This is a genomic window from Nitrospirota bacterium (genome assembly GCA_026387665.1).
GTDB lineage: Bacteria > Nitrospirota > Nitrospiria > Nitrospirales > Nitrospiraceae > Palsa-1315.
In genome coordinates this window covers 377,715-394,289 of record JAPLLG010000013.1, presented here as the reverse complement: position 1 = coordinate 394,289, position 16,575 = coordinate 377,715, and the positions used below count along the sequence as shown (strand labels likewise).

14 protein-coding genes are annotated in these 16,575 nt (G+C 59.0%); 5 read left to right on the top strand and 9 right to left on the bottom strand.

What is annotated here, in order from left to right:
* Positions 1–3: 3 nt before the first annotated feature.
* Genes apgM through alaC form a run of 4 tightly spaced genes read right to left on the bottom strand, consistent with a single transcriptional unit; the run spans position 4 to position 4,834 of the window.
* Positions 4–1,242 (bottom strand): 2,3-bisphosphoglycerate-independent phosphoglycerate mutase, encoded by a 1,239-nt coding sequence (apgM, locus tag NT179_12610; GenBank protein MCX5722852.1) that lies wholly within the window; start codon positions 1,240–1,242, stop codon positions 4–6.
* Between the two features lie 22 nt (positions 1,243–1,264).
* Positions 1,265–2,323, bottom strand: coding sequence for a threonine synthase (gene thrC / locus NT179_12605; protein ID MCX5722851.1), 1,059 nt, complete (start codon positions 2,321–2,323; stop codon positions 1,265–1,267).
* 4 nt (positions 2,324–2,327) lie between these two features.
* Positions 2,328–3,641, bottom strand: a complete 1,314-nt coding sequence (locus tag NT179_12600; GenBank protein MCX5722850.1) for a homoserine dehydrogenase — start codon at positions 3,639–3,641, stop codon at positions 2,328–2,330.
* Positions 3,638–4,834: an alanine transaminase gene (gene alaC, locus NT179_12595; GenBank protein MCX5722849.1), complete on the bottom strand. Its 1,197-nt coding sequence runs from the start codon at positions 4,832–4,834 to the stop codon at positions 3,638–3,640. The genes NT179_12600 and alaC overlap by 4 nt, the downstream gene beginning before the upstream one ends.
* A gap of 281 nt (positions 4,835–5,115) precedes the next feature.
* On the opposite strand from alaC, the gene NT179_12590 reads away from it, so the two are divergent.
* The 5 genes from NT179_12590 to mutS all read left to right on the top strand — a co-directional run bounded on the left by NT179_12590 (position 5,116) and on the right by mutS (position 11,081).
* Positions 5,116–5,841, top strand: coding sequence for a pyridoxine 5'-phosphate synthase (locus tag NT179_12590; GenBank protein ID MCX5722848.1), 726 nt, complete (start codon positions 5,116–5,118; stop codon positions 5,839–5,841).
* Between the two features lie 115 nt (positions 5,842–5,956).
* The gene (locus NT179_12585) at positions 5,957–7,510 is read left to right on the top strand and encodes an NAD(P)H-hydrate dehydratase (GenBank protein MCX5722847.1); all 1,554 of its coding nucleotides are present in this window, start codon (positions 5,957–5,959) and stop codon (positions 7,508–7,510) included.
* Positions 7,482–8,084: a tRNA (adenosine(37)-N6)-threonylcarbamoyltransferase complex ATPase subunit type 1 TsaE gene (tsaE, locus tag NT179_12580; protein ID MCX5722846.1), complete on the top strand. Its 603-nt coding sequence runs from the start codon at positions 7,482–7,484 to the stop codon at positions 8,082–8,084. The genes NT179_12585 and tsaE overlap by 29 nt, the downstream gene beginning before the upstream one ends.
* The gene (locus NT179_12575) at positions 8,081–8,425 is read left to right on the top strand and encodes a LapA family protein (GenBank protein MCX5722845.1); all 345 of its coding nucleotides are present in this window, start codon (positions 8,081–8,083) and stop codon (positions 8,423–8,425) included. The genes tsaE and NT179_12575 overlap by 4 nt, the downstream gene beginning before the upstream one ends.
* Positions 8,418–11,081 carry a DNA mismatch repair protein MutS gene (gene mutS / locus NT179_12570; protein MCX5722844.1) on the top strand — a complete coding sequence of 888 codons (2,664 nt, stop codon included), beginning with the start codon at positions 8,418–8,420 and terminating at the stop codon, positions 11,079–11,081. The genes NT179_12575 and mutS overlap by 8 nt, the downstream gene beginning before the upstream one ends.
* A gap of 56 nt (positions 11,082–11,137) precedes the next feature.
* On the opposite strand, the gene NT179_12565 is transcribed toward mutS, so the two are convergent.
* The 5 genes from NT179_12565 to rpsO form a co-directional block, all read right to left on the bottom strand.
* Positions 11,138–11,809 carry a hypothetical protein gene (locus tag NT179_12565; GenBank protein ID MCX5722843.1) on the bottom strand — a complete coding sequence of 224 codons (672 nt, stop codon included), beginning with the start codon at positions 11,807–11,809 and terminating at the stop codon, positions 11,138–11,140.
* 51 nt (positions 11,810–11,860) lie between these two features.
* On the bottom strand, positions 11,861–12,367 hold the full coding sequence (locus tag NT179_12560; protein MCX5722842.1) for a hypothetical protein: 507 nt from the start codon (positions 12,365–12,367) through the stop codon (positions 11,861–11,863).
* A 330-nt stretch (positions 12,368–12,697) separates the two neighbouring features.
* Entirely contained in the window at positions 12,698–13,951 is a 1,254-nt protein-coding gene (locus tag NT179_12555) for a pitrilysin family protein (GenBank protein ID MCX5722841.1), read from the bottom strand.
* 5 nt (positions 13,952–13,956) lie between these two features.
* The gene (gene pnp / locus NT179_12550; protein MCX5722840.1) at positions 13,957–16,074 is read right to left on the bottom strand and encodes a polyribonucleotide nucleotidyltransferase; all 2,118 of its coding nucleotides are present in this window, start codon (positions 16,072–16,074) and stop codon (positions 13,957–13,959) included.
* 208 nt (positions 16,075–16,282) lie between these two features.
* The gene (rpsO, locus tag NT179_12545; GenBank protein ID MCX5722839.1) at positions 16,283–16,552 is read right to left on the bottom strand and encodes a 30S ribosomal protein S15; all 270 of its coding nucleotides are present in this window, start codon (positions 16,550–16,552) and stop codon (positions 16,283–16,285) included.
* Positions 16,553–16,575: the final 23 nt, after the last annotated feature.

The window sequence follows — 16,575 nt, the reverse complement described above, 5'->3', positions numbered from 1 at the left end:
CCGTCAGGATCCTTTTGCGAACAATCGCACGACGAACTTCGTCGCATCACGCGGAGGCACAGTCGACGCCTGGGCATCGGCTTCGGTGAATTTTCGTCCGCTTCCGGCTGAGGGATCGACGGCACTGTCACGATAGGCGAAGAAGCCCGGCCCCTCCGCCGCCTGACCCTGATGCACGTTGCCCGCATCACAGAAAGCCGCAAGGCGGTAGGGACCGGATTTGGCCAGCCCTTCAAGCAACGGCCCGACCAGTTCGCGATCGACCGCTTCAATCGCCTTCACCTTGGCCGCGACGTCCGATCCATAGGCAACCTCGTCCGGCAACTCCACATGCACATAGGCAAAATCTTTTTTCTTGAGGTCCTCCAGCGCCACCGCCGCTTGGGTGCGCAGATCCCCGCCGGCCAACCTCGCACCATCCACCGCTTCGAGCCCTGCCATCATGCCGAGCCCCCGATGGACATCGCTCTGCGACACCACCGTACCGGTCATCTTAAAACGCTCCGCCAGGCTGGGCCAGAACACGGCCCGGCCCTGGCCCCAGAGCCAGAGACCATTGGCCGGCTTCTGCCCCGCCTTACTGCGCTCCTCATTAAGGGGATGATCGCGCAAGATCTGAAATGACGCGTCCATGAGCTTCCACAAATGGTCCGCCCCCTCGCCCGTCGGCAAGGCCTCGGCGATCGGCCGACCGACCAGCGACTGCGGATCCTGACAGACCGCGCGCGACTTCCCGTTGACCCACACCATGAGATGGCGGTGACCTAAGCCTGGATAGAACTGAATCATCTCCGACCCGAGCTGTTCATTGATCGCCTCGATCAATTCACGAGCCTCTTCCGTCGAAATCAGGCCAGCCGTCGCATCGTCCATGACCACATGCGGCCCCAGCTTCTTAATCTCATCCAATCCACCTTTGCCCGCGGTCGCGTCTGCCCGCAACGTAACCATCGTGCAACGATAGACCACGTCATGCTCGCCGACGGCGACGCCCAGGCTAGCTGCTTCGAATGGACCGGGACCCTGATATTGTTTCTTCGGGTCGTATCCGAGGAGGGCCGTCCCCATCAACCCGCTCCCCCGCCGCACGCCCTCGGGCGCCGCAGCCAAGAGTCCCAGCTCTCCCTCTTTCGCGAGACGATCGAGATGAGGAGTCGAGGCCGCCTGAAGAGGAGTCTGTCCGCCCAATTCCTGCCGGGGAAGGTCTGCCATCCCGTCGGCATGGAGAATCACATATTTCATCGAAGCCCTGCGCTCATTGTATCTACACCCTTAAAAGACGAGCGACATCCTCCCGCGTCGCTCTAACGGTTTTCGGTTGAGCCGATACACTAATCGCCGTATCGGCATCTTTCAACCCATGGCCTGTCAAGGTACAGACCACCGTCTCGCCTTCGCGAAGCCCGCCCTGCTTGCTCAACTTCATCACGCCGGCCACCGATGCAGCGGAGGCTGGTTCGCAGAAAACGCCTTCCGTCGCCGCCACCATCCGATAGGCCTGCAAAATTTCCTCATCTGTGACCGAATCGATCGCCCCGGATGATTCCTTCACGACATTCAACGCGGCTTGCCAACTGGCCGGATTGCCGATCCTAATCGCCGTGGCCACGGTCTGCGGATTCTCCACGATGTGGCCCAGCACGATCGGCGCCGCGCCGGAGGCCTGAAACCCGATCATGCGCGGGAGTTTCGTGGATTGATTGGCCGCACGATATTCCTGATAGCCCTTCCAATAGGCCGTAATGTTGCCGGCATTCCCGACCGGCAGGACATGGATGGTCGGCGCATCGCCGAGCTGATCACAGACTTCCATCGCGGCGGTCTTCTGTCCCTCGATCCGATAGGGATTCAGTGAGTTGACCAGCTCGATGTGATGGCTCACCGACAATTCCTTCACGATGGTCAGGGCCTGATCGAAGTTGCCTTCGATCTGAATGACCGTGGCCTGGTGCATCATGGCCTGGGACAGTTTGCCCATTGCAATTTTCCCGGCAGGGATCAACACATAGACCGCCAGCCCGGCCCGCGCCCCATAGGCTGCGGCAGAGGCAGAGGTATTCCCCGTGGACGCGCAGATGACCGCTTTGGCGCCGGCCTCGACAGCCTTCGAGATCGCCATCGTCATGCCACGGTCCTTGAACGATCCCGTGGGATTCGCGCCTTCGATTTTGAGATAGAGATCGATGCCCGGCGCGATCTGCTGAGCCAGCCTCGTCGCCCTGATGAGCGGCGTATTGCCTTCCCCCAACGTCACCACGGGGGTACGGTCGGTCACAGGGAGAAACTTGCGATATTCTTCGATCAGGCCACGCCAACGAATCATGACATCACTCGTCCTTGCCCTCGACGCGAATCAGCGTCGTCGGCTCGGAAATAAAGGCCATCTGGTTGATCGCGCGCAATGCCGCCTGGACATCGCGCTCCATGGCCGTATGGGTCTTGATCACGACCGGCACCGTCTGCCCGTCACGTCGCCCCTGTTGGAGGACGGACGAAATACTGATGCCGCACCGGCCCAGCTCCCCTGCGATCTGCGACAAAACACCGGGGCGGTCTAACACCATGAAGCGCAGGTAATAGAGCGAGCTGATCTCTTCCATCGGCCTCATACGAAGCGGACGACGCTGATCCTGCTGGAACGAAGCGGGCGGCACTCGCCCCACCGCGCCCTTCAGCAGATTGCGCGAAATGGCAATGAGGTCGCTGACCACCGCGCTGCCGGTCGGCATGGACCCGGCGCCCCTGCCATAGAGCACCACATCGCCCACGGCATCGCCGACAAATTGAATTGCGTTGTAGACCCCTTCGACCTGAGCGAGCGGAGACGAGGCCGGCAGCATCGTGGGATGCACGCGGGCTTCGACTTCGTTGCCCACCAGCTTGGCAATGCCCAGCAGCTTGATCGTACAGCCGAACTCTTTGGCATAGGCGATATCGAGCGGCGTAATGTGGGTGATCCCCTCGGTATACACCTCTTTAAAATTGACCGGCGTGCCATAGGCCAGCGCCACCAGGATCGCCAGTTTGTGCGCCGAATCGATCCCGGCCACATCGAAGGTCGGGTCCGCTTCGGCATACCCTGCCTGCTTCGCGTCGCCGAGCACCGAGTCAAAACTCTGGCCTTCACTGGTCATGCGCGAGAGGATGTAATTGGCCGTCCCGTTGATGATCCCGTAAATGGATTGGATGGTGTTGGCCGCCAGTCCTTCCCGCAGCGCCTGGATGACGGGAATTCCTCCTCCCACGCTCGCTTCGAAACCGATGTCGACGCCCTTGCGGGAGGCCGCGGCAAAGATTTCTTCTCCATGTAATGCGAGCAGGGCCTTATTCGCGGTGACGACCTGTTTGCCTGCCGCAATGGCTTCCAGAATGATGCGTTTGGCGAAATCGCAGCCCCCGACCAACTCGACCACGATGTCGATCGACGGATCGTTGAGAATCTGCTTCGCATCGGTCGTGAGGACACCGGGCGGCAAGGCCAGACCCCGATCCTTCGTCACATCCAGGTCCGCAATTCGGACGATCTCGATCGGCACACCGACACGGCGGCTGATCACGGCCGCATTCTCCAAGAGAATCTTCGCGACCCCCGTTCCGACCGTGCCGAGCCCGATGATGCCGACGCCCACGCGCGAGATCATTCTTCAGACCCCTCCAGCTTCAGGGCCTTGCGAATGCCGCGTACGGCTTGCCTCGTGCGATGTTCGTTTTCAACCAGGCCGAACCGCACATACTCGTCCCCGCCTTCACCGAATCCGATCCCGGGAGACACAGCGACTTTGGCCTCGCGGAGCAGGAGCTTGGAAAACTCCAACGAGCCCATCGACCGGTAGGGCAAGGGAATCCTGGCCCAGACGAACATGGTCGCCACAGGCTTCGTCACCTGCCACCCGATACGATTCAGACCGCCCACCAACACGTCGCGCCGCTTCTGATAACGCAGCACTGTCTCCTTGACGCATTCTTGCGGCCCATTGAGGGCAATGACACTCGCGATCTGCAAGGGCTGAAAAATTCCGTAGTCGAGATAACTCTTGATCTTGGCCAAGGCGCCGACAACTTCGCGATTGCCGCAACAGAAGCCCACGCGCCAGCCCGGCATATTGTAGGCCTTGGACAGCGTATAGAACTCCACGCCAACATCCTTGGCGCCGGGAGCCTGCAAGAAGCTCGGCGCCTTGTAGCCATCGAACACCAAGTCCGCATAGGCCAGGTCGTGAATGACGATCACGTTGTGCTCTTTGGCAAAGGCAACGATCTTCTTGAAAAATTCGAGGTCCACCACGGCGGTGGTGGGATTGTGCGGAAAATTGATCACCAAGATCTTCGGTCGTGGGAAAGTCTGGCGATAGACCTTCTGTAGCTCTTCGAAGAAGTCGCTGTCCGGGCGCAACTCGATTCCGCGAACTTCGCCTCCCGCAATAATAAAACTGTACATATGGATGGGATAGGTCGGCGTCGGCGTCAAGACGACGTCGCCTGGGCCAATCAAGGCCAAGGCCAGATGCGCCAACCCTTCCTTGGAGCCGATTGTGACGATCGTCTCGGTCTCAGGATCCAGATCGACGTCGTAATTTCGTTTATACCAGCCGGCGATCGCATGCCGCAGCTTGGTAATGCCGCGCGAGGCCGAGTAGCGATGATTTTTTCCCTTCCGCGCCGCCTCGATCATCTTCTCGACGATATGGCTCGGCGTCGGCTGGTCAGGATTGCCCATTCCGAAATCGATAATGTCTTCACCCTGTTGGCGAGCCTCAAGCTTGAGACTCTGCACCTGGGCAAAGACATAAGGTGGTAGCCGTTTGATGCGATAAAATCCGTCGCCTAATCCCATGTATCCCCTGTCGACAGTTCCCCTGCGTAGGAGGCGTGGAGAAACCACCCGCCTCCCTATCAGGGGGCCTATTCTAATGGCGTGGAGCTCGTCGAGTCAAATTATCCCGTGATTCTGTGGGGTTCGACATTCAGCCCTCCAGAGAGACTGAGCCAGCCAGCCAGCGCCGCCCCCTCCCAGTCCTTGCCCATCCCGGCCAATTTCTGTTACAATTAAAACGCCTTTCGACTCATCACGCAACTCAGCTTCTCCTTGCTTCACATAGCCAGAACGGAGGATCCGTGCCACGACTTGGGGTGAATATCGACCATGTGGCCACGTTGCGGCAAGCCCGCGGTGGAACCGACCCGGACCCTCTGACTGCCTCCGTACTGGTGGAACTGGCCGGCGCCGACGGCATTGTCGTCCACCTCAGGGAAGATCGCCGGCACATTCAAGACCGCGATCTCCGCCTCTTACGGGAACTCATCCGCACCAAACTCGATCTGGAGATGGCCGCCGATGAGACCATGGCCAAAATTGCCCTGACCATCAAACCGGACATGGTCACCCTTGTCCCGGAACATCGTCAGGAACTCACGACTGAAGGCGGTTTGGACGTGGCAGGCCACAGAGACCGTATCCAGCAGATCGTGGCCATGCTCCACGATGGCGGCATTCCCGTCAGTCTCTTCATCGAACCGGATTTGGCGCAGGTCAAAGCGGCACACAGAGTGTCCGCCGATTTCGTCGAACTCCATACGGGCCGCTATGCAAATGCCAAACGCTCGAAAGAAGCCGATGCGGAAGTCGAAGCCATTACGCAGGCCGCCAAGCTCTCATACAAGCTGGGCATGGGCGTCAACGCCGGACATGGATTGGACTATCGCAACATCGCACGGTTGCTGAACATTCCTGAAATCGTCGAATACAACATCGGCCACAGCATCATTGCCCGAGCAGTCCTGGTGGGCCTCGACCAAGCTGTCAGGGAAATGAAAGCGTTGCTAGGTAACCGTCTCCTCTAAGGACAACGTGACTCCCCCTTGCCATGACATTGCGACCTAGGCCACAGATTTTCTTCCTTCCCCCACTCACCAGATTCTTCATGGGGGACCGATCCCATATACTACAAGGCCATCGATGAACATCGTGACCGGAGCCGAGATGCAGCTGCTCGATCGCCGCACGATCACTGAGGCGAAGATCCCTAGCGCCACCTTGATGGAGCGGGCTGGCGAGGGAATCGTCAGGCAACTGGAAGAACAATACGGACCAATGCGCGGCAAGACCGTAACCATCCTCTGCGGAAAAGGGAACAACGGAGGAGATGGATTGGTGGTGGCCCGCCTGCTGCACCGCCAACGAGCCAAGGTCCAAGTGCTACTCCTGACGCCGGTTGCCGATCTGAGCCGTGATGCCGCAGCCATGTATCGTCGGTTCGCAAAGGTCGCAGGGAGTGCCAAGATCCTTCGATTCCGGCCTGCCGAGCAGGTTCGTCCCCTGCTCGCCTCCAGTGATATCCTCGTCGATGCCCTCCTGGGCACAGGCTTATCCGCTGAAGTCACCGGAACCTATCGCGAGGCCATCGAACTCATCAATGGTGCAGGAAAGCCGGTCATCGCAGTCGATCTGCCATCCGGCATTCATGCTGATACAGGCGCCATTCTAGGGCAAGCGGTCCGCGCCTCGCTCACCGTCACGCTCGGCCTCCCGAAACTCGGCCTCTACGTCGGAGCAGGAATCGACCAGGCAGGAATCATCCGCATCGTCGATATCGGCATTCCCCCGGCCTATGTGGACAAGCTCGAAAGCAGAACGCGGCTCCTGACCAGCGATGACATCGTCAACATGCTGCCGGAACGGCGGCCCTCCTCCCATAAAGGCACGTTCGGCCATGCGGGGATTATTGCCGGGTCCGTGGGGAAAACCGGCGCAGCAGCGTTAGCGGCTCAGGCTGCGCTGCGGATCGGAGCCGGCCTCGTCACCGTGGCCACCCCCAGCAGCGTCAACGATGTGCTGGAGTCCAAACTACTGGAAGCGATGACGATGCCGTTCCCGGAAACCAAGGCGCGAACCTTGGCCCGCTCGGGACTCGATCGCATCCTCGCCTTTGTCCAGGCTCGCACGGCCATTGCCATCGGCCCAGGCCTCTCGACCCATCACGAAACCGTCGAACTGGTGCAGGCGCTCATGAAGCACCTGGATCGGCCCTCCGTCCTCGATGCCGATGCGCTCAATGCCTTAGCAGGACGAGCCTCGCTGCTGACCGAATGTCCCACTCCACCCATCCTGACCCCTCATCCCGGTGAGATGGCCCGGCTGGAAGTCGATGCCACAGCGCAGAGCATCAACGCAGACCGCATCGGCACGGCCAGACGGTTTGCCAGAGAACGAGGCGTGTTCGTTGTCCTAAAAGGCGCACGCACCGTCATCGCCCGCCCCGACGGACTGGTCGCCATCTGCCCGACCGGGAATCCCGGCATGGCCACGGCTGGAACCGGCGATGTCTTAACCGGCATGATCGTCGGCCTACTGGCGCAAGGGGTCCCGTCATGGGAGGCTGTTTGCGCCGCAACCTATCTTCACGGATTAGCCGGCGACTTGGCAGCCCGGCAGCTCGGACAGGCCGGAATGATCGCCAGCGACCTAATCGCTCAGATTCCTTATGCGCTCCAACAAATCGCCACAACCTAACGGCACGAAGCCAGCCAAGGCACAACCGCCTGTTGCCAGGCGCAGCGCCGCAGCGATCCTGCCGTGGAAACTCCTGTCTTCATCGAGCCAACAGACCGACCGGTTAGGCCAAGCGCTCGGCCGGACGCTACGCGGAGGAGAAACGATCGCGCTCTACGGGCCGCTCGGCGCCGGCAAGACCGCGCTCGTGCGCGGCATCGCGCAGGGGCTGGGCGCAGCGCCTGAAGCCGTGACCAGTCCGACCTTCGTCGTCATTCATGAATACCAGGGACGCCTACCTCTGGCCCACATGGATTGGTATCGCATCACCTCACTCCGCGAGCTTGAATCGACCGGCGTAATCGAGTATTTCTCTGGCCAGACGGTCACGGCTATCGAATGGGCCGACAAGGGCCTGGCCCTGTTGCCGCAGGACCGGATCGAAATTACCCTGAGCCATCGGGCCGAGCAGAGCCGGACGATTCAATTAAGGGCGACGGGGCCGGCGTCCGGCAAAGTCCTCGCACTCACGCGCCAAGCCCATCGAACGGCGCCGAACCGAGTTTCGAACAAGAAGGGGACAACGAAGTCATGATTCGATTGATTTTAGTCGGAGTCCTGCTGCTCCTCTCTCTGGCATTCTTTCTTCAAAACCAGGAACAGGAAGTCACGCTCCGCTACTTCTTCGGTCTGCTCGAATCCTCGACGCCAATCTATAAGCCCATCCTGGCAGGATTTGCCGTGGGACTGCTGGTCTCAGGCATTCTGCTATTCCCCCCCTGGGTGCGGGGCCGGATCGAACTCCGCCGAAAGACCAAAGCCCTGCAGGATGCCGAAGTGGACTTGGAGCGATTGCGCCACTCACTTGAAAAGGTCACAGGCCGGATTTCCCATACCGTCACCGACGAGCCCCATCGAGACCGCCACGATGAGTGACGCAGACGCCTCACCCTTAATGCGGCAATACCGCGAGGTCAAGCGCGGCTACCCCGACGCCGTGCTCTTGTTCCGCGTCGGCGACTTCTATGAGATGTTTTACGAGGATGCGCAGATCGCAGCCAAGCTGCTCTCTATCGCCCTGACCTCTCGCGACAAATCCAGCGCCAACCCTATTCCCTTATGTGGCGTGCCCTACCATGCAGCCCAGGGCTATATCGCCAAGTTGCTCAAAGCCGGTCGGACCGTGGCCCTCTGCGAACAGGTGGAAGACCCGAAACTTGCAAAGGGTCTGGTGCGCCGGGAAGTCGTCCGTCTCTATACGCCCGGCACATTGGTCGACACAGAATTTCTCTCGCCAGGCGAATCGCATTTCCTAGTCGCCGTGGCCTTTTCCGATGCTACAGCCCCCTCTGCCAAGGGCCAATCAATCATTGGGCTGGCCTGCCTAGATGTCTCCACCGGAGATTTCTGGATTACGGAATTCCAGGGAGCACAGGCCAACACCCAGCTCATGGATGAATTGGCCAGGCTGGAGCCGCGGGAAGTCCTGCACCAGGATGCCAATGCGAAGGCCTTGTCCTGCCTGGCGGACCTGCGAGGGCCCCGTCTCTGCGCCCAACCATCTGCCTCCTTCGATCCCAAAGATGCGGCGCAATTGCTCCAGACACAGTTTGCCGTACATTCCCTCGACGGATTCGGTTGCCGCGGCCTGACCGCCGGAATCGGAGCAGCCGGAGCGGTCCTGCGATATGTTCGCGAAACCCAACCGACCGCCTCCCTGGCACACCTCCGCCGCCTGCACACACGCTGGAGCGGCGACTCCATGCATCTGGATAGCGCGACGATTCGCAATCTCGAACTCGTGCGGCCATTTGGCGCAGGCGATCGATCGGGGCAGGACCAGCCGACAGTCTTGTCTGTGCTGGACCGGACTGCAACCGCGATGGGTAGCCGCCTGTTGCGCGATTGGCTCGTCAGACCGCTGCTCAATCGTGACGCCATTCACGCCAGACTCGAATCGGTCGGCGAATTAAAAGACTTGATTCAACAACGGGTCTCGCTCAGAGCCACGCTCCGCGATATCCAGGACATCGCCCGGTTGAGCAGCCGCGTGACGCTCGGTGTCGCAGGACCGCGCGAACTGCTTGCATTGAAACAATCCGTGAGCGCTCTGCCTGAACTCCGGTCCCATCTCCAGCCATTCACCGCCTCGTTGCTGGCCGATCTCCGCGCATCGTGGGACGACTGCCGCGACGTGCATGACGCCATCGAGCAGGCCATCAAGCAGGATGCGCCGATGGCTCTCCGTGACGGAGGCGTCATTCGGGAAGGGTACCAGGCGGGAGTCGATGAACTACGCAAGGCGAGCACGGAGGGCAAGGGCTGGATCGCCTCGCTGGAAGCCAAGGAGCGGGAGCGAACGGGAATCGAATCGCTCAAAGTACGCTACAACCAGATCTTCGGCTACTACATCGAAATCACCAAAACCAATCTGTCACGCGTCCCGCCCGATTACATTCGCAAACAGACCTTGGTCAATGCCGAACGATTCATGACGGCGGAGTTGAAAGAACTGGAAGAGAGGGTCACGGGAGCGGAAGCGAAGCTGCTGGCCCTGGAGCAGGAACTGTTCGATCAATTGCGCAGTCGTTTAGCCAACGAGGTGCCGCGCCTTCAGACGATGGCCAGGACCGTTGCGTTGCTCGACGTCCTCGCCGGTCTGGCAGAAACCGCGGCATTGCAGCGCTACGTCAAACCCCTCGTCGACGAGAGCAGGACGATCCTCATTCGGGACGGCCGGCACCCCGTGGTCGAGCAACTCAGCAGTGATCTCACCTTCGTGCCCAACGACACATCTCTCGACTGTGAAGGCCAGCGGCTGGTGATCCTCACGGGCCCCAACATGGCGGGCAAAAGCACCTATCTCCGCCAGGTCGCGCTAATCGTGCTGCTGGCACAGATCGGGAGCTTCGTGCCTGCAGCCGAAGCCCACATCGGACTGGTCGATCGGATTTTCACCCGCGTCGGCGCCTCGGACAACCTGGCAGCAGGCCAGAGCACCTTCATGGTGGAGATGATCGAGTCCGCTCATATCTTGAACAGTGCGACATCTCGGAGCCTGATTCTCCTGGATGAGATCGGCCGTGGCACCAGCACCTACGATGGACTGAGCATCGCCTGGGCCATCGCTGAACATATCCAGGACCGCCAGCACGTCGGAGCCAGAACCCTGTTCGCGACACACTATCACGAGATGACACAGCTGGAAGGATTACGGGAGGGGATTAAAAACTATTGCGTGGCGGTCCAGGAGCGGGATGGAGATGTGGTCTTCTTACGCAAGATCATTCCTGGCGGCGCAGACCGCAGCTACGGGATCCATGTGGCCAAACTGGCAGGGCTGCCCCCAACAGTCATCGAGCGAGCGAAACAAGTCTTGGCCCAGTTGGAACAGCCGGATCACACCATCGAGGGCACGCCCGTATCTTTGGAGCAAGAGGCCCCCAAGACGTCGCTCCCCAAGCCCCATCCGCTCATCGATGAAGTCAGACAGATCGACCTCTTCTCCATGACCCCGCTCGATGCGCTCAATCGGCTGGCCGAGCTCCAGCGTCGAATCGGCCCAGCTGGCCAAACTGATCGCGACACATAAGAAAGGCGGCATCCCCTTTCGGAGATGCCGCCTTTACACAGAGAGACCGACTCAGTTCAATGAGCAGCAGTGCCCAAGTTGTACTTCGCGGTCCAGGGGATGAGCCCTGCAACGGGCTGACCACCAGGGATCAACACATCATACTGCATCGGGATAAGGGCTCCATCAGGAGACTTCGGCGAAGTGTTGAGCTGTTGCTTCGCTGCTGCGCAACCTGCTTCAACTTCGCTCTTTCCCGCACATTCCTTCAAACGCAAACCGGAGATACTGAGCGGCTTCCCCATGGAGCCGGCCACTTCCGGAAGCTTCTTAACCGAGGAGATGACCCGGTGATTCTGCTCCGGCTCCGTCACGGTAAACTCGATCAGATCGGTCGTGCTGGAGGGCGGCACTTCCTTCGCGGCAGCCGGTCCTGCATGGGGACGGCCCATTTTCTTTAGATCATCCCAAGCGCCTCTGTCCGCGTAGAACTTCAAGGTCTTGCCCGGGTGAATCTTCTGCCAGAAGAAACCGCTCTCAGCGGCTCCACCGAAGACAGACACGTTGATCCAGACCGCTTCATCGTAGTGATCGAGCACAATCACGCGACCCTGCAGGGTCGTGGGCTTGCTCAAATCTCCCCACTCGAAACGCTCCTGAAATGACTCGATAGCCAACGCGGTGGAGGCAATGGAAACCCCCAGCGCGACAGCGGCCACCACGGCCCAACCTTTCCCATGAAACTTCATAATCGCGTCCTCCTTGCTGAACGTAAAAGAATTAAAGCTGGTCGAGGTCGATTACTTAATAACCTTAAACCCGGTGATCGTCCGACCGTCCAGGCTCACTTCCATGGCCACGAGCTCCTGGGAGGCCTTGATGATCTGGTCCATCAACGCTTTGTCCTTCACTGCCAGGCGAACGGTCGTGGCAGCATGGTACCAACCGGAATAGGGGTTGTTCTTATCGGTCCCGCCCACAAAGCCCCAGCCGCAGCAGCTGAACAATGGGTCCGGCGGCTTCACATCGAGATCGGAAGACGAACGGCCGTTCGGGGTGCCTGAGGCCGGCTCGCCGGTGTTCCAATATTGAATTCCGAACAGCAACTCGCCATCTGGATTGTCGGCCCACTGCGACCAAACGCGACCCTTGAGGGTCTTGGTGACTTCACCCTTCATCGGCTTGCCGCCGACGATGTTGTCAACCGGACCTGCCCCAGGCGCATCGGCCGCCACGGCAAATTCCGCCGTCAACATACCGAACACGGACAACATGGCCACGGAGGCTAAAACTGCGACCCTTTTCATACCTAGTCCCTCCTTACATAAAAAGTAACAACCACAATAACCGATGAACACTAGTTAAGAACGATGACACCGTAAAAACTATTTCAGAGATTCTTTAATCAACCACGAGTAATGGGCTCTGCTATCTCGTTGAATCTCTCGACTGAGAATCGTTGTCAAAAAGCTCGGTCATGGTACTGAAATCACGAAAACCTGTCAAGGAAATGTTTTCCCTGTTGATAACTTTGAATTTTTAGCTTAATTCATTTTCGAATCAATTAGTTGTGATTATTATACGGCTCTAACTTTTCCGTAATTTTCAGCGCCGCACACTCGTCTATTAGAAAATTCTCATCTGTAGGACTGAAGTGTGCGGGGCGCGAGAGGCCCTAATCCGGTGATTGCGAGCGAGTCCAGTTTGAAAAATTGACGACCGACATTGAACATCTGCTCTTCGCTCACGCGATCGATATGGGCCAGCATGTCGTCCAGCGATGTATGCTTCCCATAGATGAGTTCGTCCTTCGCTAATTTGCTCATGCGGCTATGCGAACTCTCCAAACTCAACATCAGGCTCCCCTTCATCTGAGTCTTCGCCTGCTCAAGTTCTTTTCCGCCGATGCCCTTGCTCCCGATCCGTCTAATTTCACGGCAGACGAGATCCACCACACGATCTACCTCTTTGGGTCTGGTCGCCGCATAGACGGTGATCATGCCGCCGTCCGAATAGCCGGCCAGATAGGAATAGATCGAATAGACGAGTCCCCGCTTTTCTCGGACTTCCTGGAATAATCGCGAACTCACACTGCCGCCCAGCACGCTGTTGAGCGCGTAGAGGGCATACCGATCCTTATGTCCGGCCGGCACGCCCTTGAGCCCGAGGCAGAGATGAACCTGCTCCAACTTCTTCTTCTTCAGCACGACACCGCCATGCACTTCAGGAGGACGACGGCCATTGGCGTGGATTGCCTTTGCGGCTCGGCCCTTGCCGAAATACTTCGCGACCATGCCATCCAGCTCGGTCTGCTTAAAGTTTCCGGCAATCGACAGCACGGTCTGGCCTGGCTCGTAGTAAGTCTCTCGATAGTCCAGCAGATCCTGGCGGCGCAGCCCCCGGATCGTCTTCTCGCGACCGAGAATCGACCGGCCGAGCGGATGACGCCCCAGCACTTGGCCCATATGGAGCTCTTGCACGAGATCTTCGGGATCGTCCTGGACCATGCGGATCTCTTCCAGAACGACCTGCTTTTCTTTTTCGATATCTTTGGGGGCGAAACGGGAATGGTGGAACAGATCGGAGAGGAGTTCGAGCGCACGGTGCAGTTGCTGGTCCAGCACCTTCACGTAATAGGTCGTCGTCTCCCGCGACGTGAAGGCATTCATCTCTCCGCCGAGCGCGTCGATTTCACGCGAGATCTCGGCGGAGGAACGTGTGCGCGTTCCCTTAAAGAGCATGTGCTCGATAAAGTGGGAATAGCCTGCTTGGGAAGGCTGCTCGTCCCGCGACCCGGTGTTGACCCATACACCGACGGTGACCGACTTCAATGTCGGCATCCGTTCAGTGACGACCCGCACCCCGTTGTCCAGGACGAGCTTGCGATACAAGACGGTTACCCGGCAGACGGACCAGAGGTTGCGCCCTCGGCCGGAGCCGGCATGGCTTCCTTGCGGCTGAGGCGGATCTTCCCTTGACGGTCCACTTCCATGACCTTCACCAGGATTTGATCCCCTTCCTTCACCTCGTCGGATACCGCTTGGACCCGATGATGCGCCAGCTGCGAGATATGCACTAATCCGTCGGTCCCGGGAAGGACCTCGACAAAGGCGCCGAAGTCCATGATCTTCCGGACCGTGCCCATGTAGATCTTCCCGATCTCGACTTCTTCGGTAATCCGGTTGATCATGCCCTTGGCCTTTTCGGCCGAAGCGCCGTCGACCGACGCGATCGTCACGGTGCCGCTGTCATCGACGTTAATTTTGACTCCGCAATCGGCAATGATGCCGCGAATCGTTTTGCCGCCCGGCCCGATGATCTCGCGGATCTTGTCCTGCTTCACCTTCATCGTGAAAATCCGTGGCGCATAGGCCGATAGAGTCGTCCTCGGCGCTTGAAGCGCTTTCTCCATACAACCCAGAATATGCAAACGACCGGCCCTCGCCTGTTCCAAAGCCTTCTGCATCAAGGCCGACGTAATGCCGCCGATTTTGATATCCATCTGCAAGGCTGTCACGCCCTGCCTGGTGCCGCAGACCTTGAAGTCCATGTCGCCCAGGTGGTCTTCCAGTCCGAGAATATCGGAGAGGATCATGACCCGGTCGCCTTCCTTGATCAATCCCATCGCGATCCCGGCCACGGCTTTGCTGACCGGCACGCCGGCATCCATCAACGCGAGACTCCCGCCACAGACGGTCGCCATCGACGAGGACCCGTTGGATTCGAGAATGTCGGACACGATGCGAAGCGTATAGGGGAAGGCTTCCTTGCTCGGAATCACCGGGGCCAATGCCCGTTCCGCCAAGGCTCCATGGCCCACTTCCCGGCGTCCCGGTGAGCGAAGCGGCCGCGCCTCGCCGACGCTGAACGGCGGGAAGTTGTAATGGAGCATGAACGTCCTCATGTACTCCCCTTCCAACGCATCGATCCGCTGCTCGTCGTCCGCAGTTCCCAATGTGACCACGGCCAAACTCTGAGTCTCGCCTCTGGTGAAGATCGCAGAGCCATGCGTCCGCGGCAACGCGCTGACTTCGCAGGTGATCTGGCGAATATCAGCCGGGCCCCGTCCATCCGCTCGCGAACCCTTCTCCAGGATCATGTTCCGGACTTCCGTATATTCCAGTTCATGGAACACCAGCTTGACATGCCGTTCCCGATTGGGATCTTCCGCATTCTTCAGTTTCTGAACGGCGTTGCCCTTGACCTCGTCCAACTTCTCCTGCCGGGCCGCTTTGTTCGGAATCATGATGGCATCGCGGATCCCCTGCGCGACCAAGGCCTTCACTTGAGCGGCCAACGCCTCGTCGATCTGCTCCTTCGCCACCTTCCGCTTAGGCTTGCCGGCGAGGGCTTGCAGCTCGCGAATCTTGGCCACAATCTTCTTGATCTCGGCATGGGCGAGTTCGATCGCCGCTAGCATGATGGCTTCGGACAATTCGTTCGCCCCTGCTTCAACCATCATGACCGCATCGGCCGTTCCCGCCACGACGAGGTGCAACTCGCTCTTCGCGACCGTCTCAAGATCTGGATTGACCACGAACTTGCCATCCAACCGACCAATCCTCACGCCAGCGATCGGATTATCGAAGGGGATGTTCGAAACGGTCAGGGCCGCAGAAGACGCGATGATGGCGAGGATGTCGGACGAGCCGGTCTGATCGGCTGAAAGGACTGACGCGATGACTTGGGTCTCGAAGTAATAGCCTTCAGGGAATAGCGGACGGAGCCCCCGATCGATCTGCCGGCTGGTCAGCACGGCCTTTTCAGAGGGGCGCGCTTCCCGCTTGAAATATCCGCCGGGGATCTTTCCTGCTGCGAAGGATTTTTCCTGATAATCGACCGTGAGGGGCAGGAAGTCGATGCCGGGCTTGGCGACCTGTGAGGCAACGGCTGTCGCCAACACAACGGTATCGCCGTACGTGGCCCAAATCGAACCGTCTGCCTGTCGTGCGACACGACCGGTCTCAAGTCGCAGGATGCGACCGGCAACCTCTATTTCAACTGTGTGTACCATCTGTCTCTCCTCTGGTTAGGCCCCACAGATGCCCACAGAGATGGGCTTACGCCAAGTTCAAATTCAAAATGTAAAATTAAAAATGAATGAAAACTCACCCTTTCACCTTTAACTTTGCACTTGGCGTAAGCCTATATCCGTGTTCACCTGTGCGACTGACAACTACTGCCCGCTGTGGCGCCCCCTGGCGCGACAGCGAGACGGGATACTACTTTCTGATGCCCAATCGCTCGATCACAGCACGGTACCGGGCATCGCTGACACCACGAAGATAATCGAGCAAACGACGACGGCGGCCGACCAAAAGCAGGAGGCCACGTCGCGAATGGTGATCTTTCTTGTGGAGCTTGAAATGCTCCGTCAAATACGTGATCCGGGTGGTGAGCACCGCGATCTGGACTTCCGGAGAACCGGAATCCGTCTCATGCTGCCGATACTGCTTGATCAACTCGGTCTTTGCTTCTTTAAGTAATGCCATGGGTTCCTTCCTTCCTATTCCTT

Excerpts from the sequence above, each read along its gene's own strand:
- NT179_12560 (MCX5722842.1), bottom strand. The coding sequence starts at position 12,367 with ATGAAAAGGGTCGCAGTTTTAGCCTCCGTGGCCATGTTGTCCGTGTTC.
- NT179_12565 (MCX5722843.1), bottom strand. The coding sequence starts at position 11,809 with ATGAAGTTTCATGGGAAAGGTTGGGCCGTGGTGGCCGCTGTCGCGCTG.
- NT179_12600 (MCX5722850.1), bottom strand. The coding sequence starts at position 3,641 with ATGATCTCGCGCGTGGGCGTCGGCATCATCGGGCTCGGCACGGTCGGA.
- rpsO (MCX5722839.1), bottom strand. The coding sequence starts at position 16,552 with ATGGCATTACTTAAAGAAGCAAAGACCGAGTTGATCAAGCAGTATCGG.
- alaC (MCX5722849.1), bottom strand. The coding sequence starts at position 4,834 with ATGGGATTAGGCGACGGATTTTATCGCATCAAACGGCTACCACCTTAT.
- NT179_12575 (MCX5722845.1), top strand. The coding sequence starts at position 8,081 with ATGATTCGATTGATTTTAGTCGGAGTCCTGCTGCTCCTCTCTCTGGCA.
- tsaE (MCX5722846.1), top strand. The coding sequence starts at position 7,482 with ATGCGCTCCAACAAATCGCCACAACCTAACGGCACGAAGCCAGCCAAG.
- NT179_12585 (MCX5722847.1), top strand. The coding sequence starts at position 5,957 with ATGAACATCGTGACCGGAGCCGAGATGCAGCTGCTCGATCGCCGCACG.
- mutS (MCX5722844.1), top strand. The coding sequence starts at position 8,418 with ATGAGTGACGCAGACGCCTCACCCTTAATGCGGCAATACCGCGAGGTC.
- apgM (MCX5722852.1), bottom strand. The coding sequence starts at position 1,242 with ATGAAATATGTGATTCTCCATGCCGACGGGATGGCAGACCTTCCCCGG.
- pnp (MCX5722840.1), bottom strand. The coding sequence starts at position 16,074 with ATGGTACACACAGTTGAAATAGAGGTTGCCGGTCGCATCCTGCGACTT.
- thrC (MCX5722851.1), bottom strand. The coding sequence starts at position 2,323 with ATGATTCGTTGGCGTGGCCTGATCGAAGAATATCGCAAGTTTCTCCCT.